Annotated in this window: 20 protein-coding genes and 1 tRNA gene; 17 read left to right on the top strand and 4 right to left on the bottom strand. The window is 70.6% G+C overall.

The features are described 5' to 3' along the window. The first annotated feature begins 36 nt into the window (after positions 1–36). The 7 genes from gnd (at position 37) to ACRWK8_RS02530 (ending at position 8749) form a co-directional block, all read left to right on the top strand. Positions 37–936, top strand: a complete 900-nt coding sequence (gnd, locus tag ACRWK8_RS02500; RefSeq protein ID WP_378735406.1) for a phosphogluconate dehydrogenase (NAD(+)-dependent, decarboxylating) — start codon at positions 37–39, stop codon at positions 934–936. A gap of 113 nt (positions 937–1049) precedes the next feature. Next, the gene (recF, locus tag ACRWK8_RS02505) at positions 1050–2180 is read left to right on the top strand and encodes a DNA replication/repair protein RecF (protein WP_431868040.1); all 1131 of its coding nucleotides are present in this window, start codon (positions 1050–1052) and stop codon (positions 2178–2180) included. Between the two features lie 79 nt (positions 2181–2259). Then, positions 2260–2739, top strand: coding sequence for a DciA family protein (locus ACRWK8_RS02510; RefSeq protein ID WP_431868087.1), 480 nt, complete (start codon positions 2260–2262; stop codon positions 2737–2739). A 470-nt stretch (positions 2740–3209) separates the two neighbouring features. Beyond that, positions 3210–5147: a DNA topoisomerase (ATP-hydrolyzing) subunit B gene (gene gyrB / locus ACRWK8_RS02515; RefSeq protein WP_378747065.1), complete on the top strand. Its 1938-nt coding sequence runs from the start codon at positions 3210–3212 to the stop codon at positions 5145–5147. A gap of 54 nt (positions 5148–5201) precedes the next feature. After that, on the top strand, positions 5202–7811 hold the full coding sequence (gene gyrA / locus ACRWK8_RS02520; RefSeq protein ID WP_378747066.1) for a DNA gyrase subunit A: 2610 nt from the start codon (positions 5202–5204) through the stop codon (positions 7809–7811). Between the two features lie 101 nt (positions 7812–7912). Next, entirely contained in the window at positions 7913–8491 is a 579-nt protein-coding gene (locus tag ACRWK8_RS02525) for a DUF3566 domain-containing protein (protein ID WP_378747067.1), read from the top strand. 184 nt (positions 8492–8675) lie between these two features. Then, positions 8676–8749: transfer RNA gene (locus ACRWK8_RS02530), tRNA-Ile, on the top strand. Positions 8750–8802: 53 nt separating this feature from the next. Here ACRWK8_RS02530 and ACRWK8_RS02535 read toward each other — a convergent pair. Continuing rightward, the gene (locus tag ACRWK8_RS02535) at positions 8803–8997 is read right to left on the bottom strand and encodes a hypothetical protein (RefSeq protein WP_431868044.1); all 195 of its coding nucleotides are present in this window, start codon (positions 8995–8997) and stop codon (positions 8803–8805) included. Between the two features lie 140 nt (positions 8998–9137). On the opposite strand from ACRWK8_RS02535, the gene ACRWK8_RS02540 reads away from it, so the two are divergent. The 5 genes from ACRWK8_RS02540 to ACRWK8_RS02560 all read left to right on the top strand — a co-directional run bounded on the left by ACRWK8_RS02540 (position 9138) and on the right by ACRWK8_RS02560 (position 12692). Next, positions 9138–9296, top strand: a complete 159-nt coding sequence (locus tag ACRWK8_RS02540) for a hypothetical protein (RefSeq protein ID WP_431868046.1) — start codon at positions 9138–9140, stop codon at positions 9294–9296. 281 nt (positions 9297–9577) lie between these two features. Then, positions 9578–9901: a hypothetical protein gene (locus ACRWK8_RS02545; protein WP_431868048.1), complete on the top strand. Its 324-nt coding sequence runs from the start codon at positions 9578–9580 to the stop codon at positions 9899–9901. A gap of 19 nt (positions 9902–9920) precedes the next feature. Next, positions 9921–11597: an alpha/beta hydrolase gene (locus tag ACRWK8_RS02550; protein WP_431868050.1), complete on the top strand. Its 1677-nt coding sequence runs from the start codon at positions 9921–9923 to the stop codon at positions 11595–11597. A gap of 13 nt (positions 11598–11610) precedes the next feature. Next, the gene (locus ACRWK8_RS02555) at positions 11611–12111 is read left to right on the top strand and encodes a hypothetical protein (protein ID WP_431868052.1); all 501 of its coding nucleotides are present in this window, start codon (positions 11611–11613) and stop codon (positions 12109–12111) included. A 104-nt stretch (positions 12112–12215) separates the two neighbouring features. After that, positions 12216–12692 carry a hypothetical protein gene (locus ACRWK8_RS02560; protein ID WP_431868054.1) on the top strand — a complete coding sequence of 159 codons (477 nt, stop codon included), beginning with the start codon at positions 12216–12218 and terminating at the stop codon, positions 12690–12692. A gap of 57 nt (positions 12693–12749) precedes the next feature. On the opposite strand, the gene ACRWK8_RS02565 is transcribed toward ACRWK8_RS02560, so the two are convergent. Then, entirely contained in the window at positions 12750–14855 is a 2106-nt protein-coding gene (locus ACRWK8_RS02565; RefSeq protein ID WP_431868056.1) for an ATP-binding protein, read from the bottom strand. Further along, positions 14845–15543 (bottom strand): response regulator transcription factor, encoded by a 699-nt coding sequence (locus ACRWK8_RS02570; protein WP_378747073.1) that lies wholly within the window; start codon positions 15541–15543, stop codon positions 14845–14847. The genes ACRWK8_RS02565 and ACRWK8_RS02570 overlap by 11 nt, the downstream gene beginning before the upstream one ends. Positions 15544–15752: 209 nt before the next feature. On the opposite strand from ACRWK8_RS02570, the gene ACRWK8_RS02575 reads away from it, so the two are divergent. Beyond that, on the top strand, positions 15753–16514 hold the full coding sequence (locus tag ACRWK8_RS02575; protein WP_431868058.1) for a L,D-transpeptidase family protein: 762 nt from the start codon (positions 15753–15755) through the stop codon (positions 16512–16514). Between the two features lie 44 nt (positions 16515–16558). Continuing rightward, positions 16559–16852 carry a hypothetical protein gene (locus ACRWK8_RS02580; protein WP_378747075.1) on the top strand — a complete coding sequence of 98 codons (294 nt, stop codon included), beginning with the start codon at positions 16559–16561 and terminating at the stop codon, positions 16850–16852. Between the two features lie 295 nt (positions 16853–17147). On the opposite strand, the gene ACRWK8_RS02585 is transcribed toward ACRWK8_RS02580, so the two are convergent. Beyond that, positions 17148–17831 (bottom strand): TetR/AcrR family transcriptional regulator, encoded by a 684-nt coding sequence (locus tag ACRWK8_RS02585; protein ID WP_431868060.1) that lies wholly within the window; start codon positions 17829–17831, stop codon positions 17148–17150. A gap of 39 nt (positions 17832–17870) precedes the next feature. Between ACRWK8_RS02585 and ACRWK8_RS02590 the strand changes: the two genes are divergently transcribed. The 3 genes from ACRWK8_RS02590 (at position 17871) to ACRWK8_RS02600 (ending at position 22916) form a co-directional block, all read left to right on the top strand. Beyond that, complete coding sequence (locus tag ACRWK8_RS02590; protein WP_431868062.1) at positions 17871–18791, top strand: CPBP family intramembrane glutamic endopeptidase; 921 nt, start codon at positions 17871–17873, stop codon at positions 18789–18791. Between the two features lie 90 nt (positions 18792–18881). Further along, positions 18882–21212, top strand: a complete 2331-nt coding sequence (locus ACRWK8_RS02595) for an ATP-binding cassette domain-containing protein (protein WP_431868064.1) — start codon at positions 18882–18884, stop codon at positions 21210–21212. Between the two features lie 333 nt (positions 21213–21545). Then, entirely contained in the window at positions 21546–22916 is a 1371-nt protein-coding gene (locus ACRWK8_RS02600) for an MFS transporter (protein WP_378747079.1), read from the top strand. Positions 22917–22975: the final 59 nt, after the last annotated feature.

The raw sequence follows: 22975 nt of genomic DNA on the forward strand, positions 1-22975 counted from the left end.
CTTCCACATGTCCACAGGTGCCCCAGGGGAGTACACATGCAACTCGGAATGATCGGTCTCGGCAAGATGGGCGGCAACATGGCCGCCCGCCTGCGTGAGAAGGGGCACGACGTCGTCGGCTACGACGTCTCCCCCGGCGCCCGCGACGTCGAGACCCTGTCGGAACTGGTCGACCGCCTCGACGCCCCCCGCGTGGTGTGGGTGATGGTCCCGTCCGGCGAACCGACGGCCGCGATCGTCTCCGAGCTCGGTGACCTCCTCTCCGAGGGCGACATCGTCGTCGAGGGCGGCAACACCCACTACGTCGACGACGCGCCGCGCGCCGAGGCGCTCGCCGCCAAGGGCGTCGGCTACGTCGACGCCGGTGTCAGCGGCGGCGTGTGGGGCCGCCAGAACGGCTACGGGATCATGGTCGGCGGTGGGGCCGAGGACGTGGAGCGCCTGCGCCCCGTCTTCGACTCCCTGACCCCCGACGACGGCGGCGGCTTCGTGCACGCCGGAGCGGTCGGCGCGGGCCACTTCGTGAAGATGGTCCACAACGGCATCGAGTACGGCATGATGCAGTCCTTCGCGGAGGGCTACGAGCTGATGGTGGCCTCGGGGATCGTCAAGGACGTTCCCGGCACCTTCGAGAGCTGGCGTGAGGGCACTGTCGTGCGCTCCTGGCTGCTGGACCTGCTGGGCCGCGCGCTGGAGGAGGACCCGGACCTCTCCGAGCTGCGCGGATACGTGCAGGACTCCGGCGAGGGCCGCTGGACGGTCCAGGCCGCCGTGGACCTCGCGGTCCCCGCCCCGGCGATCACCGCCTCGCTCTTCGCGCGGTTCGCCTCCCGCCAGGACGACAGTCAGGCCATGAAGGTCGTGGCCGCCCTGCGCAACCAGTTCGGCGGCCACGCCGTCACGAAGGCCGCGCCCACGGACGCCGAGCAGGGCTGACCGCGCCCGCTCCTCCCGGGATCGGTCCGGGGATCCCCGGACCGACCCCGGCACCGTTCTCCCACCGCCCCTCCCCCACCGTTCCCGCTCCCCCGTTCCAGGAGGAAGGCCGGATGTACGTCTCCCACCTGCAACTGGCCGATTTCCGCTCCTACGAGACGGCCCAGCTGCGACTCGAACCCGGCGTGAGCGTGTTCGTCGGCTCCAACGGCCAGGGCAAGACCAACCTCGTCGAGGCGATCGGCTACGTCGCCAGCCTCAGCAGCCACCGGGTGTCCTCGGACACCCCTCTGGTGCGCCAGGGCGCTCCCCGCGCGATCGTCAGCGCCAAGGTCGTCCGTGACGGCCGGGACATGCTGGTGGACCTGGAGATCAACCCGGGCCGGGCCAACCGCGCCAGGGTGAACCGCGGCGCGGCCGGGCGCCCCCGCGACGTACTGGGCATCCTGCGGACGGTGCTGTTCGCCCCGGAGGATCTGGCCCTGGTCAAGGGGGACCCCGGGGAACGGCGCCGGTTCCTCGACGACCTCCTGGTGGCGCGCGCCCCCCGGATGGCGGGGGTGCGCTCCGACTACGAGCGGGTGCTCAAGCAGCGCAACGCCCTGCTGAAGTCGGCCTCGGCGCGTATGCGTCAGCGGGCCACCCCGGACCTGAGCACGCTGGAGGTCTGGGACTCCCACCTGGCCGAGGCCGGGGCGGAGCTCCTGGCGGCGCGGCTGGCGCTGGTGGAGGAACTGCGCCCGCTGATCGCGCACTCCTACGCGGGCCTGACCGACTCCGGCGGCCCGGCCGTTCCGAGCTACCGGAGCTCCTCGGTCGAGGAGGGGGTGGAGCTCCCGCACGACCGTCCCCAGCTCGTGGACGTCCTGCGCGAGGCGATGGCCGGGGCGCGCGACCGGGAGCTCCAGCGGGGCGTCAGCCTGGTCGGGCCGCACCGCGACGATCTGCACCTCCACCTCGGTGACCTGCCCGCCAAGGGGTACGCCAGCCAGGGCGAGTCGTGGTCCTACGCCCTCTCGCTCAAGCTGGCCGCGTTCGAGCTCCTGCGGGAGGAGGGCGACGATCCGGTGCTGATCCTGGACGACGTCTTCGCGGAGCTGGACTCCGAGCGCCGCCGCAGGCTGACCGAGCGGGTGCGCGACACCGAGCAGGTGCTGGTGACGGCGGCGGTCGCGGAGGACATCCCGAAGGAACTGGACGGCGCGCGGTTCGGGGTCCGGCGGGGAGTGGTCGAGGATGCGTGAGGGTCGTCCACAGCCTGTGGACACCGGCGCCGGTCGCGACGCGCTGGCCGACGCGACCGAGGCGGTCCGTCCACAGCCTGTGGACGGCGCCGCCCCGCACCTCCCGGCCGCCCCGCACGTCCCGGAGCCTCCTCCGGTCTCGGGGGCGGACCTGGCCCGCCAGGCGCTGGCCCGGGCCCGGGCGGAGGCGCGCGAGCGCGGCGCCGTTCCCCGGGGCATGAACCGGAAGCGCGGGCGTGGCCGGTTGCGGTCACGGAACGAGCCCCAGCTGTTCGGTGACGCGGTGCGCACCTGGCTGATCGAGCACGGCTGGCAGGAGCAGGTGGCCATCGGCGGCGTGTTCGGCCGATGGGCCGACATCGTCGGTGATTTCAACGCCGAACACCTTCGCCCGGAGAGTTATTCGGAGGGTGAACTCGTCGTGGTGGCCGATTCGCCGACGATGGCGGCCCACGCGCGAGCGATGGTTCGGGATCTGATGCGCCGTCTGAACGAGGAGCTCGGTGACGGCACCGTCATCGCGATCAAGGTGAAGGGGCCGGGGTTCCGCCGTCGGTGACCCCGCCCGGTTCGCCCCGTCTCGCCCCGACACGTCTGTGACCTGGGGGTCCCGTGTGGTCCTCGGTGGCCGTTCCGGGCACGTGCCCCGTCACGCGGGACGCCTCTCCTCCCGCGACACGGCCCAGTGGGGGTGCCGGGGCCCTGCGAAGGCCACTGAACCGCGCCGGGACTTGCGCAAGGGGTCGCCCGCGTGTAGGGACTCGGGTCCCGCCCCGAACGTTCGTTCTGGAGCGGCACAGGGCCGCGAATGCCACTTTGTCGCACTGGGCGGGGTATCATGGAGACGGTTCTTCAGACGCCTGTAGCCGGTATCACGCTCCCATGTAGAGGGTGGGCGGACGGCCCGTGCGGCGAACGGTGATCCCCCAGGTGTCGCGGCAAGTCGGCCCTCCGATCACCCTGTCGTGGGTTGACCGTCGTCCGCTCGGCCGCTGCCGACAGGCGTCCCCAGCAGGAGGGTGTTCCCACTTGGCCTACGACGCAGGATCAATCACGGTTCTCGAAGGGCTTGAGGCAGTACGCAAGCGCCCGGGTATGTACATCGGCTCCACCGGTGAGCGGGGTCTGCATCACCTGGTCTACGAGGTGGTCGACAACTCGGTCGACGAGGCGCTGGCGGGTCACGCCGACGCCATCGAGGTGACCCTGCTCGCCGACGGCGGGATCAGGGTGGCCGACAACGGCCGGGGCATCCCGGTCGGCATCCACCCCGTGGAGCAGCGCCCCGCGGTCGAGGTCGTCCTCACGACGCTGCACGCGGGCGGAAAGTTCGACGGCAAGTCCTACGCGGTCTCCGGCGGTCTGCACGGCGTCGGCATCTCCGTCGTCAACGCGCTGTCCACGGCGCTCGACGTGGAGATCCGCCAGCAGGGGCACGTCTGGCGCCAGCACTACGAGATGACCGCGCCCACGGGTGAGCTCGTCAAGGCCGAGGAGACCGACGAGACCGGCACCGAGATCACCTTCTGGGCCGACGGCGACATCTTCGAGACCACCACGTACTCGTTCGAGACGCTGGCCCGCCGGATGCAGGAGATGGCCTTCCTCAACAAGGGGCTGTCCATCACCATCCGCGACGAGCGGCCCGACCACACCGACGACGGTCCCGTGGTCAACACCTTCCACTACGAGGAGGGGCTGTCGGACTACGTCCGGCACATCAACGCCAAGAAGGAGCCGGCGCACGCGTCGATCATCTCCTTCGAGGAGGACGGCGACGGCATCGCGGTCGAGATCGCCATGCAGTGGAACCAGTCCTACACCTCGTCCGTGCACACCTTCGCCAACACCATCAACACGGCGGAGGGCGGCACCCACGAGGAGGGCTTCCGCTCCGCGCTCACCACTCTGGTCAACCGGTACGCCCGTGACCAGAAGCTGCTGCGCGACAAGGAGGACAACCTCACCGGCGACGACATCCGCGAGGGCCTGACCGCGATCATCTCGGTCAAGCTCGCGGACCCGCAGTTCGAGGGCCAGACCAAGACGAAGCTCGGCAACACCGAGGCCAAGTCGTTCGTCCAGAAGGTCACCAACGAGCACCTGCGCGACTGGTTCGAGCGCAACCCCGGCGAGGCCAAGGACATCGTGTCCAAGGCCAGCCAGGCCGCCCGCGCCCGCGTGGCCGCCCGCCAGGCCCGCGACCTCACCCGCCGCAAGACCCTCCTCGAGACCACCTCCCTCCCGGGCAAGCTGTCGGACTGCCAGTCCACCAACCCGGAGGAGTGCGAGGTCTACATCGTCGAGGGTGACTCGGCCGGTGGCTCCGCCAAGGGTGGTCGCAACCCGCACAACCAGGCCATCCTGCCCATTCGCGGCAAGATCCTGAACGTCGAGAAGTCGCGGATCGACCGCATCCTCAAGAACAACGAGGTCCAGGCGATCATCACCGCCCTGGGCACCGGCATCCACGAGGAGTTCGACGCCGAGAAGCTGCGGTACCACAAGATCATCCTGATGGCCGACGCCGACGTCGACGGTCAGCACATCCGGACGCTGCTGCTCACCCTGCTGTTCCGCTTCATGAAGCCGCTGGTCGAGGCCGGGAACGTCTACCTGGCGCGCCCGCCGCTCTACAAGATCAAGTGGGACCAGAAGGGCAGCGACGCGAGCTACGCCTTCTCCGACGCCGAGCGCGACCGGGTCATCGAGGCCGGGATCGCCGAGGGCAAGAGGGACCCGCGCCCGCGCGACATGGTGCAGCGCTTCAAGGGTCTGGGCGAGATGAACGCCAACGAGCTGTGGGACACCACGATGGACCCGGACCGCCGCGTGCTCGACCAGGTCAACCTGGAGGACGCGGCCCAGGCCGACGAGATGTTCAGCGTGCTCATGGGTGAGGACGTCGAGTCCCGGCGCGCCTTCATCCAGCGCAACGCCAAGGACGTCCGCTTCCTGGACATCTAGGTCCCCCGTTCCCACCCGTGCCCCAAGCAAGCCTCGTAGAAGGGATCGACATCCGTGACGGATGCGAACAACCCCGACGCCCCTGAGGGCGGGGACTCCAGTGTCGAGTCCCTCTCGCGCGTGACCGACCGGATCGAACCCGTCGACATCCAGGTCGAGATGCAGCGCAGCTACCTCGACTACGCGATGTCGGTCATCGTCGGCCGGGCCCTCCCCGACGTCCGTGACGGGCTCAAGCCGGTCCACCAGCGCGTGCTGTACGCGATGTACGACGGCGGCTACCGTCCCGACCGCGGTTACTTCAAGTGCGCCCGCGTCGTCGGCGACGTGATGGGCAACTACCACCCGCACGGTGACAGCGCCATCTACGACACCCTGGTCCGCCTGGCCCAGTGGTGGTCGATGCGGATGCCGCTGGTCGACCCGAACGGCAACTTCGGTTCACCGGGCAACGACCCGGCGGCCGCCATGCGCTACACCGAGTGCAAGCTCGCGCCGCTGGCCATGGAGATGCTCCGGGACATCGACAAGGAGACCGTCGACTTCCGGCCCAACTACGACGGCCGCTCCTCCGAGCCCGTCGTGCTGCCCGCCCGCTTCCCGAACCTCCTGGTCAACGGCTCCTCGGGCATCGCGGTCGGCATGGCCACCAACATCCCGCCGCACAACCTGCGCGAGGTCGCGGACGGCGTCAACTGGTACCTCGACAACCCCGAGGCCGAGGACGAGGAGCTGCTCGACCAGCTCATCGCCCGTGTCAAGGGCCCCGACTTCCCCACGCGCGGACTCATCGTGGGCAAGCGCGGCATCGAGGAGGCCTACCGGACCGGGCGCGGCTCCATCACCATGCGCGCCGTGGTCGAGGTCGAGGAGGACGGCCGGGGACGCCAGACCCTGGTCATCACCGAGCTGCCCTACCAGGTCAACCCGGACAACCTGGCGCTGAAGATCGCCGACCTGGTCAAGGACGGCAAGATCACCGGCATCGCGGACGTGCGCGACGAGAGCAGCGGCCGTACCGGTCAGCGCCTGGTCATCGTGCTCAAGCGCGACGCCGTCGCCAAGGTCGTGCTGAACAACCTGTACAAGCACACCCAGCTCCAGGAGACCTTCGGCGCGAACATGCTGGCCCTGGTCGACGGGGTGCCGCGCACCCTGCGCCTGGACCAGATGATCCGCCACTGGGTCAAGCACCAGGTCGAGGTCATCGTCCGCCGGACGAAGTACCTGCTGCGCAAGGCCGAGGAGCGGGCGCACATCCTGCGTGCCCTCCTCCGGGCGATGGACCGGATCGACGAGGTCATCAGCCTCATCCGGAGCAGCGCCTCGGCCGACGACGCGCGCACCGGCCTGATGGGTCTGCTGGAGATCGACGACATCCAGGCCCGCGCCATCCTCGACATGCAGCTGCGCAAGCTGGCGGCTCTGGAGCGCAACGCCCTCACCGCCGAGTACGACGAGCTCATGGCGCTCATCACCGACTACAACGACATCCTCGGCTCGGACTCCCGCCAGCGGACCATCATCCGCGAGGAGCTGGGCGAGATCGTCGACAAGTACGGCGACGAGCGGCGCACGCACATCATCCCGTTCGAGGGTGACATGCGTATGGAGGACTTCATCGCGGAGGAGGACGTGGTCGTCACGATCTCCCGCGGTGGGTACGCCAAGCGCACCCGCATCGACAACTACCGCGCGCAGAAGCGCGGCGGCAAGGGCGTGCGGGGTGCCCAGCTCAAGCAGGACGACATCGTCCAGCACTTCTTCGTCACCACCACCCACCACTGGATCCTGTGCTTCACGAACCAGGGCCGGGTGTACCGGACGAAGGCCTACGAGCTGCCGGAGGCCGCTCGCGACGCCCGCGGCCAGCACGTCGCCAACCTGCTGCCCTTCCAGCCGGGCGAGGAGATCGCGCAGATCATGGCGCTGCGCGACTACGAGGCGGCGCCGTACCTGGTGCTGGCCACCCGCGAGGGCCTGGTGAAGAAGTCGCGCCTGGAGGACTTCGACTCCGCGCGCGCGGCGGGCATCATCGCGATCAACCTCCGCGAGGAGGACGAGCTGATCGCGGCGCGCCTGGTCTTCGCCGACGACGACCTGCTGCTGATCTCCAGTGACGCCCAGGCGATCCGCTTCCCGGCCTCCGACGAGTCGCTGCGGCCCATGGGCCGCGCGACCAGCGGTGTGATCGGCATGCGGTTCCTGGAGGGCGACTACCTGCTCTCCATGGACGTCATCCGCCCCGACGACGGCTCCTCCGACGTGCTGGTCACCACCGAGAACGGGTACGCCAAGCGGACCCCCTCGGAGCAGTACCCGGTGCAGAACCGCGGCGGCAAGGGCGTGCTGACGGCCAAGGTCGTGGAGGCCCGGGGCAAGCTGGTCGGCGCCCTGATGGTGGACCCGGAGGTGGACGAGATCTTCGCGATCACCTCCGCCGGCGGGGTCATCCGCACCGGTGCCGCCGAGGTCAAGCGGTCCGGGCGCACCACCATGGGTGTCCGGCTGATGAACCTGGACAAGGGCAACAAGATCGTGGCCGTCGCCGCGAACGCCGAGGCCGCCGAGGAGGCCGAGGCCGAGGAGGTCGCGGACGCCGTCGAGGCCGCCAACGCCGACACGGTCGAGCAGGTCGCGGGCGAAGGCAACCCTGACGCCTAGACTGCGCGTTAAGACCAGTACGTCCCGTGGGGTGCGTTTCGACGGCCCCACGGGACACACGGATCGACCCGTCTCAACGAAAGTCCAGCGGTAGCGCTTCTATGTCTGAGAACCAGCGGAACACCAGCAACGAGTCCGACGCGGATGCCACCGCCGGTGACGCGGACGTGGAGACGGCGGGGGAGACCGCTGAGGGCTCCTCGGAGGCCACCATCGCGGAGCCCCAGGTGACCGAGTCGGCGTCCGAGCCCGAGGGGGATCCCACCCCGGCGGGACCGAGCGCGGTGAAGGCGACCCTGGCGAGCCGCAAGGCTCACCTGACCGTCTCCCGCGTGGAGCCGTGGTCGGTCATGAAGTTCGCCTTCGTGGTCTCCCTCGTCTGCTTCATCATCCTGTTCGTCGCCGTCGCGGTGATCTACGCGACCCTGTCGATGCTGGGTGTGTTCGACGAACTCACCAACATGATCAGCGCCCTCCTGGAGGGCGACGGCGGAGAGGACGAGCTGGGCCTGAACCCGGCCGCCTGGTTCTCCCCGGGCCGTGTGCTGGGCTACACGGGTGTGATCGGCGCGCTGAACGTCGTGCTGATCACCGCCCTGTCCACGGTGGGCGCGATGCTCTACAACCTGGTCTCCGACCTGGTCGGCGGCGTGGACGTCACGCTCTCCGAGGCCGAGTAGCCCGCCTCCCCGTCCGGGCCCGGCACCTCTCCGAGGTGCCGGGCCCGACGCGTCCCGAGCACTCCCGAAGCCCGCTAAAATCGAAGGTGAAGAGGGACGCGGCCGGGCCGCGCACCTCCTCCCCACCCCGAGGATTCCGGTTCGCTCCGCCCCTCTGGATGCGGTAGAGTTCCTGACGGAACGCGGGCGTATAGCTCAGTCGGTTAGAGCGCATCCCTGATAAGGATGAGGCCCCAGGTTCAAGTCCTGGTACGCCCACCGTACGAGAGACCCACCAGATCGCTGGTGGGTCTTTTTCGTGTCCCGGGTTCTCAGTCAGCCGGACGGCGGGTGGCGACGCCGTCCAGGAACAGGGCCAGCTTCCGCTCGAACCAGGCCGAGGGCGGGCCGGACATGGCCTCGGCCAGTGGCTCGCGCAGGCGCTCGTCGTACAGGTCCCACCAGGGCTCCGTCAGTTCCCGGCGGCGCCGTTGCGCTTCCTCGAAGAGGGTCCCGGGGTCCTGCACTGCGGAGGCGACCCGAGGAAGGCCTGGGTCACCAGCTCGGCCAGCATGTCCACGGTTGCTGCGGCGCACCAGGGCCGGTGCGGTGATCCGCAGGCCGGTGATCTCCTCGCGAGGCCGGGATGGGCGGCGTGGAGCCTCCGATGCGCCCAGGCCGTGTCCGTCAGGTACACCCGGGCTCAGCAGCCGGACTGACCCACGGCTACGAGGTCGCCCTCCTCGCCAGCGCCGGTCTGCTGGCCGTCGCCCTGGTGATCGCCGTGCTCCTGGTCAGGCCCGGGACGCGCGGGCAGGCGGACTGACCGGGTCGACCAGTCGCTGTGTCGACACCGCGTCGAGTCGTCATGTCGACTCGTGCCCGTCCGGTGGGGGTGGCGGCGGATCCGGTTAGCGGAACCCGTCCAGGGGCCTTGGTCCCTCCCCACCGGCGGGTGGCCACAATCGGCCCCGGTCTTGCGTTCTCCATCGAGAAGTCATCCCCGCAGCTCAGGGCAGAGACGCGAGACAGAGGAGCGCTTCCCTCATGTGCTTTCCGATGAGTACGGTCGGCGTGACTCCTGTCCCCCATCCTCCGGGAATCCCCATGTCCGACGAAGCCGGCGTGAGTGTCGACGCCCTCCCCCAGGCGGAGGCGGCCGAGCTGCTCGCCGAGACCATGGCCCTCCTCGGCGGCAGGTTCGAGACGATCCTGGAGAGCCTGCACGGCCCGGTGTCCTCCTACGTGGCCTCGGGCCTGTCCACCTACGGCGACAACACCCTGGAGGACATCCAGGCGACCGCCCGGAGCGGGATCGCGCTCGCGCAGAACGTCCAGGGATCGGTCCTGGAGATCGCCGCCACGGACTCCGAGAACGCGGACGAGTTCCGAGAGGGGCTCGAGGAACTCGACATCCCGATCAACTTCTGACCCCCCTGAGAGAAGCCCCATGACCAGTGTCGAGGACATGACCCTGGGTCTGCCCGACCCGATCGAGGCCGACCCTCCGACGATCCGCTCGGGCGCCGAGGAGCTCGACGAACTGCACGCGGACATGCTCGGACAGTCGGGTGACACCGACAGCCAGATGCGTTCCTCCGCGAACCAGTTCACCGACCGCATCGCCTGGGACATCAGCTCCGCCTCCGCCGACGAGCTGATGGCGTGGGAGGAGGCCTCCAGGGCCCTCACCTACGGTGCCGGGATCCTCCGTCTGTGGGCCGGGGACATCGACACCTACCTCACCGACCGCGCCGACATCGTGCAACGCTGGCAGCAGGCCAAGGCCGACATCCAGGCGCTCAGGGGCATGGGCCGCGACTACGCGATCGGCCAGGCGGTCGTGGAGTTGTTCGGCGGCGAGACCGAGGCCGACCGGCTGGCGGCCACACGTGAGGAGCTGCGTTCGGAGCACGCCGGTATCTGGGGCACCCTGATGACCCGGGCCGAACGGACCAAGATCGAGCTGCGCACCGGGCCCAGCAAGGAGTCCCTGGAGCGCATGGTCGAGGCGGGCCTGCTCACGGCCGGGCAGATCGCCACCTACGGGGACCACTACCCCGCGATGGTGCCGGACGAGATCGACGGCAGCGAACCGCCCCACCTGGTCAACGCCTGGTGGGACTCGCTCACCGAGGAGGAGCGCGAACAGGCCATGGCCGACGACCCCGACCTCCTCCGGGACCTGGACGGCATCCCCGCTGACGTGCGCGACCAGCTCAACCGCGACTACCTGGCCGAGGAGCCCGACCGGATCGACAGCGAGATCGAGGACCTCAGGGAGGAGCGGGAGGCCCTGAGCAACGGCCCCGGCCACGACGGGAAACGGCGGATCCTCGACAACCAGATCGAGGAACTGGAGGCCGAGAAGGGCGTCGTCGAGACACTGCTCAACGACCTCGGGGACAGCTCAGCCGACACCGACAAGTTCCTGTTGGCCTTCGAGAGGGGGGACCACGGCCGCGCCATCGTCTCTCAGGGCAACCCCGACACCGCCGACAACGTCGCCACCCTCGTCCCGGGCACCACGACCACCTGGCAGAGCATCGAGGGTCAGATGGGGCGGGCGGACAACCTGGTCCTGGCCGCCGAGAACGCGGACGAGGACGCCGATCACGCCGTGATCAGCTGGATCGGATATGACGCGCCCAACATCCCCGAAGCGGCCGGGAAGGGGAGGGCCGAGGGCGCGGTCGATGATCTGAGCAGCTTCCAGGACGGCCTCCGGGCCACCCACCGGAACTCGTCGCAGTCGAACAACACCGTCATCGGACACAGCTACGGTTCGACCGTCGTCGGCCACACCGCGCAGGGCGATGGTGGACTCAACGCCGACGAGATCGTCCTGGTGGGCAGTCCTGGCACGAACTCCCGGCACGCGTCCGAACTCGGTTTCCTCGCTGAAGACGTGCACGCCTCGACGGCGGAGAACGACGGAATCACCGGCTTCACCGGCCTGACGCACGGCGCCGATCCCACCAGTCCCGACTTCGGTGCGACCGTGTTCGAGTCCGCTCCGGGCAGCTCGGACGGGGCCTGGCCGCTCCGGGACGCGCACTCGCAGTACTTCCTGGACGGAAGCCCTTCACTGAGGTACATGGGTGAAGTCATCGCTGGAAACCACTAGAAGGCCCGAGGTAATGAACCGACGGATAGCGGCGGCCTGCGTCACGTCACTGGCCCTGGTGCTCACCGGCTGCACCTCCGGAACCGGACAGAAGACAGGAACGGAAGAGACCATCACCGAGGACGAAGCCGCCGACAAGGCACAGGAACACATCGACAACGCGACCGCGGTCCTCCCGGACGGTGCGGAACTGGAGGATCGCAACGGGGTCACTACCGCGTCCTGCGACGACCCCACGGACGGCGGCCCCAAGGAACGGGTCACCGTCAGCGTGAACTACTGGATCCGTGGACTCGCAGTGGAGGACAACGAGGCCAACGTCGACCTCCTCCACGAGTACTGGACCGCGAACGGCTACCAGGTACTCACCGATTCCCGCCCTGACGACCTGTACGTCTCCGTCGGGCACGAGGAGGACTCCTTCGTGGTGTCCGTCCAGGAGAGCAACCAGGGTTCCCTGTCCATGAGTGCCGCATCCCCGTGCGTGTGGCCCGACGGAGAACCGAGTTCCTGAGGTGAGCCCGCCGGTCCGCCGTGAACGTCAGCCGACCTCCTGGGCCAGCGCCGCCTGAGGGTGTCGGACCACAGGCGGGGTCGTCGCTGGGAGAGGAGAGCTCAGTGAAGGACCTGGGGAGGACGGCGGCCTGCGTGGCACCGGTCGTCCTCGTGCTCACCGGCGGCGTCTTCGGAGCCGGAACGGAGGCGAACATGACCGAGGACCAAGCCGTCGAGAGGATCGACGAGCACATCAATGACGCGGTGGCCGTAATCCCCGGGGACGTCCGCCTGGAACCCCTGGGGGAAGCGAACTTCGGTGGCTGCGAGGGCGGTGGTGAGAACGAGTCCGTCACCGCCAGCCACATCTACTGGCTTCGCGACCTGGACTCCGAGGACAACGAGGCCAACGCCGAGGCACTGCACCAGTACTGGTCCGAGCACGGGTACGAGGTCACGAGTGACCGGCGACCAGAGAAGCTCTCGATCTCCGTGCGGCACTCCGAGGACGGGTTCGGAATGACCCTCCGCGTGAGTGACGAGGGCACTCTCTCCGTCGGGGCCTCCTCGCCCTGCTTCCACCCCGAGGACAGGTCGTGACGCCCGCCACCGTCGAGCAGTCGGGCGGAGGTGACTTGTCGACACCGCGTCGAGTCGTCATGTCGACTTGTCGGTGTCGGCGGGGCCGCCGAGGGGCAGGCGGAGGGTGAAGGCGGTGCCCTTCCCGACCGTGCTGTCCGCCGTCACCGAACCGCCGTGCAGCTCCACGAGTCCACGCACGATGGCCAGCCCGAGGCCGCTGCCCCCGGTACGCCGGTTGCGGGAACGGTCCGCACGCCAGAACCGGTCGAAGACGTGCGGCAGGTCCTCCTCCGCGATGCCGACTCCGGTGTCGATCACCCGGATCACCGCGTCCGGGCCCGCCCGGTACGCCCGCACGGTGACCGTCCCGCCCTCCGGGGTGTGCCGCAGCGCGTTGCCGACCAGGTTCCCCAGCACCTGGAGCATCCGGGTGCGGTCCGCGACGAGGGTCACGTCGCGTGCCTCGTCGACCAGTCGCACCCCGGCCTCCTCCGCGCGCAGCCCGTGGCCCGAGACCACCTGGCCCACGAGGGGACCGATCTCCACCGGTTCCGGGGACAGGCGGAGGCGTCCGGCGTCGGCCAGCGCGAGGTCCTGGAGGTCGTCGATGACCGCCTGGAGCAGCAGGGTCTCCCCCAGGAGCATCTCCACGCGGGCCGGATCGGGATCGACCACCCCGTCCTGGACCGCCTCCAACCAGCCCCGCAGGTTGCTCAGCGGTGTCCTCAGCTCGTGCGACACGTCGCTCACCATCGCCTTGCGCTGGTCCTCGGCCCGCTCCAGGTGCTCGGACATCTCGTTGAACGCCTCGGCGAGGCGGCCGATCTCCCCGGCGTCGCGGACCTCCACGCGGGTGGTGGGGCCACCGCCTCGCCTCATGTGGTTCACGGCGTCGGTGAGCGCGCGCACCGGGCGCAGGAGTCGGGTCGCGATGGTCGTGCTCACCACCACGGTCAACACCAGGATCAGCAGCACCACGCCACCCAGGCGCAGGGCGCCGTCACGGGACAGTGACAGTCCCGCCTCCGGCCCCTCCTCGGGGTCGTCGATGAACAGCAGCGCGGCGGGCGCCACGTGGGGGTCGAGCTGGGCGCGCCGGGCGGCGTCCAGACAGGCGGCCTCCTCCGGTCCCAGCTCGACCGTCGACCACGTGAGACTCTCGGCGCCGGGGGCCGGCTCGACCTCACCGGGCGACGGCCGGTCCGGTGGGGCCTCGGTCGGCATCTCGCCCGGCAGGACGGGACCCGGTGCCTGCGGGGGGACGACGGGTTCCTCCTCGCCCGGGTGTGTCGGTTCGGGGAGCGGGACCTCCGCTCCCGGATCGGCGGCCTCCGAGGGTTCCTCCGGGGCGGGAACGGCCGGGTCCTCCGGGGCGGCCGGTGGGCGGGCCTCGTCCGGCCCCGGGACCGGCACCGGTACGTGCGGACTCCCCGTGATCACCAGACCCCCGGTGCGGCCGTCCATCACGTATTCGAGGTTCGCCTCGGGATCGCCGCAGTCCGAGGCCCGCGCGTTGAGGTCGGCCAGCGCCTCCACCTCACCTCCGACCGGTTGGTCCAGAGCCTCCAGGCCGCAGTCGGCCCACGCGTGGGCGTCCCCGCCCTCCGCCTCGACCGCCGGGCGCCCGCTCGGACCGGTCACCACCTCGGCTGGGAGGCCGTAGAGGGACTCCAGGCAGGACACCCCCTGTTCCGCCCGGTCGCGCAGCGTCCCGCGCTCCTCCTCCGTCAGGGCGAAGGGGCCCACCGCGCGCGGATCGATGCGGTCTCCGTTCCCGGCGACCAGGGTCACGTCGACCGCCAGCGGGTCCACCACCGACGAGGTCCGGGTGGGCAGCGCCGGGGTGTCCGCGGCGGAGTCGGCGATCACCGACCGGCCCTCGGTGGTGAGGACGACCCGGCGACCGGTCTCCTCGGCCAGGGCGTCGACGGTCTCCGCCACCGCCGACCAGTCGCGGTGGGCCGCCGCGTAGCCGACGAGGGTGTCGTGGATGTGGGTGTCCACCGTCAGGGTCTCCCCCTGTTGGGTGGTGATGGACTCCGAGGTCCGCTGCACCGACAGCCAGGCTGTCGCGGTGATCGAGCAGACCGCCACCAGGACCGAACCCGCCAGCAGACGGAACAGCAGGCCGTGCCGCAGGGAGGCCCACCGCTCTCCCCCGCGCGGCCGGTCAGCGGGCACGTTCGGGCACCGCGAGCTTGTAGCCGACCCCGTAGACGGTGACCAGCCTGACCGGCTTCCGGGGGTCGGGCTCGATCTTGCGGCGCAGGTTCTTCACATGGACGTCGATGGTGCGCTTGGTGATGTAGCCGCTGATCCCGTGGATGAGTTCCAACAGCTGGGCCCGGCTCAGCACCCGGCCGGGCCGGACCGCCAGTGCCTGGAGCAGCTGGAACTCCACGGGGGTGCACCCCACCGGTTCCCCGTCGACCCGCACCGTGTGGCGGGCCGGGTCGACGGTGATCGGGCCTGCCTGCAGCACCCGTTCCTCGTCCCGGACCGGGGTACGTGAGCGGCGCAGCAGGGTGCGTACCCGCGCCATCAGCTCGCGCGGGCTGTAGGGCTTGGTGACGTAGTCGTCCGCGCCCAGGTCCAGTCCGGTGAGCAGGTCCTCCTCGGTGGACCGGGCGGTCAGCAGCAGCACGGCCACGTCGGACTCGGCCCGCAGCACCCTGCACGCCTCCAACCCGCTCATCACCGGCATCATCACGTCCATCACGATCAGATCGGGGCGGTCGCGGTGGTGTTCGTCCAGTACGGATCGTCCGTTGTGGACCACGCGGACGGCGTGGCCCTCGTGCTCCAGGTAGCGCCGGATCAGTTCGGCCTGGTTCACGTCGTCCTCGGCCACCAGGACATGCGCGCACACGTGAAGGGCCTCCGTTCGCCGTGCGGGGATGGGAGGCACCCCCGACACCGACGATCGTACGACCGCCGCCAACTGGGCTGACGAGGGTGTTCCGGGACCTCGCAGGTCACCACACGGGACGCACACGGCGGCAACACGGGTTCTTCACATCGCTCGGCCACGCTTCATGGTGTCCGGCGCGGAGAGACCCGCCGGACTCCCTCGACCGGATGGACCCCATGCGCCGATCCCTGATACCCGGTGGAACCGTCGGGAGACTTCCCTTCCTGGCCGCCGTCGCCGTTCTGGCCGCCGTGCCCGCCTGCTCGTCGGCGGAGCCTCGGGAGGAGACCCCCGAGGCGACGGTGCGCGCCGAGGAGTCGACGGAACCCGAGGGCGCCCGGATCGCGACGGCGCTCACGGACGAGATCGAGGTGCGTTCCGAGCCGGGAGGCGGCGAGGTCGTGCACACCCTCGCCAGCCCGAACGACTTCGGCGCGGACCGGGCCTTCCTCGTCCAGGAGGACCGGGGCGCGTGGCTGGAGGTGCTCCTGCCGGTACGGCCCAACGGCTCCACGGGCTGGATCGAGGCCGACGACGTCGCGATCACCGTCACGGCGTACCGCGTGGTGGTCGACATGGCGGAGTTCTCCTTCACCGTCACCGAGGGCGAGGAGGAGGTCCTGTCCGGCCCGATCGGTATCGGCACGGGAGACAACCCGACGCCGCCCGGTGAGTACTACGTCACCGAGCTGCTGCGGCCCTCGGACCCCGACGGCGAGTACGGGGCCTTCGCCTTCGGCCTCAGCGGGCACTCCGACACCCTGGAGAGCTTCGCGGGCGGTCCCGGCCAGCTGGGCCTGCACGGCACCGACGACGAGTCGGGCCTGGGCGGCGAGGTCAGCCATGGCTGCGTCCGAGTGTCCAACGACGACGTCACCTGGATGGCCGAGCGCCTGCCGATCGGCACCCCGGTCGAGATCAACGATTGACCGCTCCCCGAGCGGACACCCGAACACACGACAAGAGGTCAACCATGCGCGTGAAGTCCCGAGTGCTCATCGTCGCCGCGATGGCGGCCGCCTTCTTCGGCACCGCCCCGGCGTTCGCGTCGGACGACTCCCCGGTGCTCCCCGCTCCCGAAGCCCCCTCGGAGGCCCCGGGCCCGGTCGCCCCGGAGGACCCCTCGGTCGAGGAGCCCACTCCGGCCCCGGCGGAGCCCGCTCCCGAGGAGCCCACGTCCGGGCCGGTCGAGCCGAAGCCGTCGGACCCCGTTGACGAGGCCGGTCCGGTCGCCCCGATCGAGCAGGACCCCAACTACACCGGCTGACCCCCCGGGATCCCGGAGGCCCCGCTCCCCCGAGGAAGGAGCGGGGCCTTCGCCGTTTCCGGGACCGGACGGCCCGCGTCGGCGCTCCCGATCGGCAGTGGCCACGGGGCGCCCCCGTGGCCACCACGTGGTGGGAGCGTCACCGCCGAGCCCGGGGCGAGGAGTGTCTCGTGGTCGGTGTGACCCCGGCCCCCTGGACGCCGGAGTGCCGCACCGGCTCCGCCCTCGCATCGACAGGGCGCTTCGTCGACATCTCGCCGAATCGCCGTGTCGACCGGCCGGACTTCCGGTGCCCTCAGGCCTCCTCGCTGGTCCTGATCCCCAGCAGGACCAGGTCCAGTGCCTGGTCGAAGAAGGTGTGCTCCACGGCCAGGGTGTCGGCCTCCGACACCGCCGTGGCCAGGGCGCCCCCGTGTTCGTCGGCCCGGCCCTCCTTGGCCACGCGCATCGCGACGGCGGAGGTGGCCGCTCCGAGGATCTGGTTGGAGATCGCCCGGATCGCGACCGCCCGGCGCTCCTCTCCGCCGCCGAGCTCCCCGAGGGCCTCGATGATCCGTCTCGACAGCGCGACCGCGTTCGGCCCGACGAGGGGGCGCGAACCGGCGAACTCGGCGGCCCAGGTGTGCTCGGTCAGCGCCGCGTAGAAGCGTCGGGCGGTCTCCCTGACCGCCGTGTCCCAGGGCAGGTCGGTGGCGGGCGGCGCGGCGGTGGCCCCGGCCAGGACCTCGTCCACGGCCAGGTCCACGAGGTCCTCCCGGCGCTCCACGTACCAGTAGAGGCTGGTCGCGTGCACGCCGAGCTCGGCGGCCACCCTGCGCATGGTCAGCGCGGAGGAGCCCTCGCGGTCGAGCAGGGTGATGGTCGCCGTGACGATGCGGTCCCTGCTGAGCGCGGGTGGGGAACGCCGACGGCGCGGGGTCCGGTGGAAGACGCTGTCGATCCGCTGTCCGGGGGGCTGTTCGTCCATGTCCAACAGCATACAAGGAATCATACGTTGTCGGATGCTCTCCAACAGTGTATGTTTCTCGGCATGGCAACAGAGACCCCCTCCATCCGTCCGCACACCTCCGCCCCCGTCACCGCCCCCGACCCCTCGCGCACCACCGCCGTCGACCCGCGCGGCCTCACCGCCTTCCTGGTCGTCACCTTCGCCTTCTCCTGGGCCGCCTGGTGGCTCATCCCCCGCTTCCTCGACGGGGGCGACCCGACCCCCGCCGTCCTCGTCGGAGCCTTCGGCCCGATGGTGGCCGCCATCGTCGTCACCGCCTTCACGCAGGGGCGTGCCGGAGTGGGCGCCCTGTTCCGGCGCCACTCCCTCGGCCGCCGGGGCGGCCTCCGCCCCTACGCCGTCACCGTGCTGATCGTCGCGGCCATCGCCGGTTCGGCAGCCCTCCCCGTGTACCTGGGGACGGCCGAGGTCGAGGAGGCGGCGCTGCGGGCCGCGCTCCTGGGCGTACCGGTCCAGTTCCTGCTCATCGCGCTGGTCGGCGGCGGCAACGAGGAACTGGGCTGGCGCGGGTTCGCCCTCCCCCGCCTCCAGGGATCGCTCCCCCCGCTGGCCGCCAACGTGACCCTCGGCGCCGTCTGGGCCGTGTGGCACGCCCCCCTCTTCGACATGGCGGGCACCATCCAGTCCGAGGTGAACTTCCCCGCGTACGCCCTGCTCTGCGTCGGCCTCACCGTCGTCATGGGCCACGTCTTCAACTCCGCCCGGGGCGGGGTCCTCGCCGCAGTGATCGCCCACGCCGCCGTCAACGTCGTCTCCGGGCTCAAGGGCATGCTGGTGGGTGACCCCGCCGGGGTGTTCGAGGTCACGGCCGTCCTGACCGTCGCCGCGATCCTCGCCCTGGCCACGCGGGGCCGCCTGGGTCTGCGCGCCGCCGACGACGGGCGCGACCCCGCCCCCGCCGCCGGGGCGGGTCCCACCACCGGGTCCTGACCCCGCGCCCACCCGTCGGACGGGGCCGCCCCACCACCGGGGCGGCCCCGTCCGACGAGGTGGGCGCGCTGACCGGGTACATCTGGGGACATGACAGAGTTCGACGACCGCATCCGGGTGCGCGGCGCCCGCATCCACAACCTGAGGAACGTGGACACGGAGCTGCCCCGTGACGCCCTGGTCGCCTTCACCGGCGTCTCGGGCTCCGGGAAGTCCTCACTGGCCTTCGGGACGCTCTACGCCGAGTCCCAGCACCGGTACCTGGAGTCGGTCGCGCCGTACGCCCGCCGCCTCCTCCAGCAGCTCCCGGCCCCGGAGGTGGACGACATCACCGGCATGCCGCCCGCGGTGGCGCTCGCCCAACCGCGCACGGCACCGTCCGTGCGGTCCACGGTGGGCACCCTGACCACGCTCTCCAACACGCTGCGCATGCTCCTGTCCCGTGCGGGGACCTACCCGCCCGGGGCCGGGCACCTGGACTCCGACTCCTTCTCCCCCAACACCGTCGCCGGGGCCTGCCCGGTGTGCCACGGAGAGGGGATCGAACACGAGGTCACCGAGGACTCACTGGTCCCGGACCCCGCGCTGAGCATCGCCGACGGGGCCGTCGCCTCCTGGCCGGGGGCCTGGCAGGGCAAGAACCTGCGCGACATCCTCGACACCCTGGGGTACGACATCCACCGCCCCTGGCGGGAGCTGCCCCAGAGCGAGCGCGACTGGATCCTGTTCACGGACGAGCAGCCCGTGGTGACCGTCCACCCCGTCCGGGAGGCGGGCCGGGTCCACCGCCCCTACCAGGGCAGGTACAGCAGTGCCCGCAGGCTGGTGCTCAAGGCCTACGCCTCCTCGGCCAGCGAGGCCCGCAGGCGCCGGGCGGGCGAGTTCATGGTGAACCGCACGTGCCCGGAGTGCGGCGGGCGGCGGCTGCGCCAGGAGGCACTGCGGGTCACCTTCGCCGGGCACACCATCACCGAACTCGCGGCGCTGCCGCTCGCCGCACTCTCGGCGCTGCTGCGCCCCTGGCGGGAGGGGACCGGAGCCGCCGCGACGCTGGTCGCGGAGATCGCCGGTCGGGTGGAGGTCCTGGAGGAACTGGGCCTGGGCTACCTCAGCGTGGACCGGCCCGCGCCGACGCTGTCCACCGGGGAGTTCCAGCGGATCAGGCTGGCCACCCAGCTCGGCACCGGGCTGTTCGGCGTGGTCTACGTGCTGGACGAGCCCTCGGCGGGGCTGCACCCCGCCGACTGCGAGGCCCTCTCCGGCATCCTTCGTCGGCTCCGCGACGGCGGCAACACCGTGTGCTTCGTCGAGCACGACCTGGACATCGTGCGCGGCGCGGACTGGATCGTGGACGTCGGACCGGACGCGGGCGAGCACGGCGGGCGCGTCCTGTACAGCGGGCTGGTGGACGGTCTGCGCGACGTCCCGGAGTCGGTGACCCGCCGCTACCTGTTCCACCGCGCCCTGCCCGAACGTCGGCCGCACGAGTCGCGCGGACACCTGGAGCTGCGCGGGGTCACCAGCAACAACCTGCGGGGACTGGACGTGGACGTGCCCCTCGGGGTGTTCACCACGGTCACCGGTGTGTCCGGCTCCGGCAAGTCCACACTGCTGGCCCGGATCGCGGACGAGGCGGCCGGGCACGGGCGGGTGGTGTGGGTCAGCCAGCAGCCCATCGGGCGGACTCCGCGCTCGAACCTGGCCACCTACACGGGGCTCTTCGACACCGTCCGGAAGCTGTTCGCCGGGACCGACGACGCCCGCGCCCACGGCTACGGCCCCGGCCGCTTCTCCTTCAACGTGGTGGGGGGACGCTGCGCGACCTGTGAGGGCGAGGGGTTCGTCTCCGTGGAGCTGCTCTTCCTGCCCACCACCTACGCGCCCTGTCCGACGTGTGGGGGCTCCCGCTACAACGACGACACCCTGCGCGTGCGGTACCGGGGGGCCACGATCGCGGACGTGCTCGCGATGTCCGTGGAGGAGGCGACGCGGTTCTTCACCGAGGAACCCTCCGTACTCCGGGCCCTGGAGACCCTCTCCGGTGTCGGCCTGGGCTACCTGCGCCTGGGCCAGCCCGCCACGGAGCTGTCCGGCGGCGAGGCCCAGCGGATCAAGCTCGCCACCGAGCTCCAGCGGCGCCGGGTGGCCGACACGGTGTACCTGCTGGACGAGCCCACCACGGGTCTCCATCCGTACGACACCGACGTCCTGATGGGCCGTCTGCGGGACCTGGTCGCGGCCGGGGCCACGGTGGTGGCGGCCGAGCACGACATGCGGGTCGTGGCCACCGCCGACCACGTCGTGGACCTGGGGCCCGGCGGCGGAGCGGAGGGCGGACGGATCGTCGCCCAGGGCTCCCCCGAACGGATCGCGTCGGTCCCGGACAGCCGGACCGGTGTCTACCTGAAGGAGCTGTTGTGACGGTCGGGGCCGCCGGAAGGTGACACGGCGACAGGTCGACGTGTCGCCACGTCTCACCTGGTGGACGGCGGGCGGGCTGCGGTTCGTGACCGGGCGGTCGCTTGCTGCCAGCCTCCCTCGTCAACCGGGGTTCCTCACCGACCGTTCGGTCAGTACATGTGTGTCTAGCTGCGAAAATCGTGCCCAAGTGTAGAAAGTGCACTGCATCACATGGCATGGTGTGCTGGGGCTCGTGGTCTGTCCCGGTATCCGCCGTTCCGTCTGCGGGTGCCGACGGCCCGGTCCCGACAGAGAACGCGGCCCCCCGGCCGGTAGAGAACCTACGGAGCAGCAATGGCGACTTCCGACGCCACGGTCCCTGGACCCGGTGGAACACTCGATCCCAAGGAGAAGCGCAAGGTCCTCGCGGGGACCATGGTCGGGACCACCATCGAGTGGTACGACTTCTTCATCTACGCCCAGGCCGCGGGCCTGGTGCTGGCCCCCCTCTTCATGGCGCCGCTGGCCGACGCCAACCCGGCCGTGGCGCAGGTGCTCTCCTTCGCGACCATCGGTATCTCCTTCCTCTTCCGCCCCCTGGGCGCGATCGTCGCCGGGCACCTCGGAGACCGGTTCGGGCGCAAGAGGATCCTCGTGTTCACCCTGGTCATGATGGGTGTCGCGACCTGTGCGATCGGCCTGCTGCCCACCTACGCGCAGATCGGCATGGCCGCGCCGATCCTGCTCATCCTCCTGCGCATCGCGCAGGGCTTCTCCGCCGGAGGCGAGTGGGGCGGCGCCGCCCTGATGTCCGTGGAGCACGCGCCGGTCGACAAGCGCGGCTTCTTCGGCGCCTACCCGCAGATCGGCGTCCCCTGCGGCATGATCCTGGCGACCCTGGTCCTGTGGGGCATCACCACCGCCATCGGCACCGAGGCCTTCCTCGAGTGGGGCTGGCGCGTCCCGTTCCTGCTGTCCTTCCTGCTCATCATCATCGGTCACCTCATCCGCAAGACCGTGGAGGAGTCCCCGGTCTTCAAGGTGATGCAGAACCGCCGCGCCAAGTCGTCCGCGCCGCTCGGCCAGCTGTTCCGCAGGAACACCAAGGAGGTGGTGCTCTCCGCGCTGATCTTCGTCGCCAACAACGCCGCCGGCTACCTGGTGATCGCCTTCCTGGCCACCTACGCCTCGCGCCCGGTGGAGGAGATGGGCCTGGGTCTGGAGCGGGGCCCGGTCCTGCTCGCCACCGCCCTGGCGTCCTTCGGGTGGCTGATCTCCACCCTGTACGGCGGATGGATCTGCGACCGGATCGGTCGGGTGCGCACCTTCCAGATCGGCTACGTCCTGCTCGCCGCCTGGGCGGTCCCGATGTGGTTCATGGTGGACACCGGCAACATCTACATGTACTTCGTGGGCGTCTTCGTCTTCACGCTGACCTTCGGCCTGAGCTACGGCCCCCAGTCGGCCCTCTACGCGGAGATGTTCCCGGCCGAGGTCCGCTACTCGGGTGTGTCCATCGGCTACGCCCTGGGCGCGATCCTCGGCGGCGCCTTCGCCGCCATGATCGCGGAGATGCTGCTGACCTCCTTCGGGGCCTCGTGGACCATCGGCGTCTACATCATCGGCCTGTCCGTGATCTCGTTCGTCGCCGTCTCCCTGGTGCCGAAGGGCATCCAGGGCGTCGACCTGCACGTCGACGACAGCGACCCGGCCCCCGCCAAGTAGGGACCGGACGCGCGTGGGGGGGGGGGGGGGGGGGGGGGGGGGGGAGGCGACACCCCGCC

Origin of the sequence: Nocardiopsis eucommiae (genome assembly GCF_965344335.1) — a bacterium.
GTDB lineage: Bacteria > Actinomycetota > Actinomycetes > Streptosporangiales > Streptosporangiaceae > Nocardiopsis > Nocardiopsis eucommiae.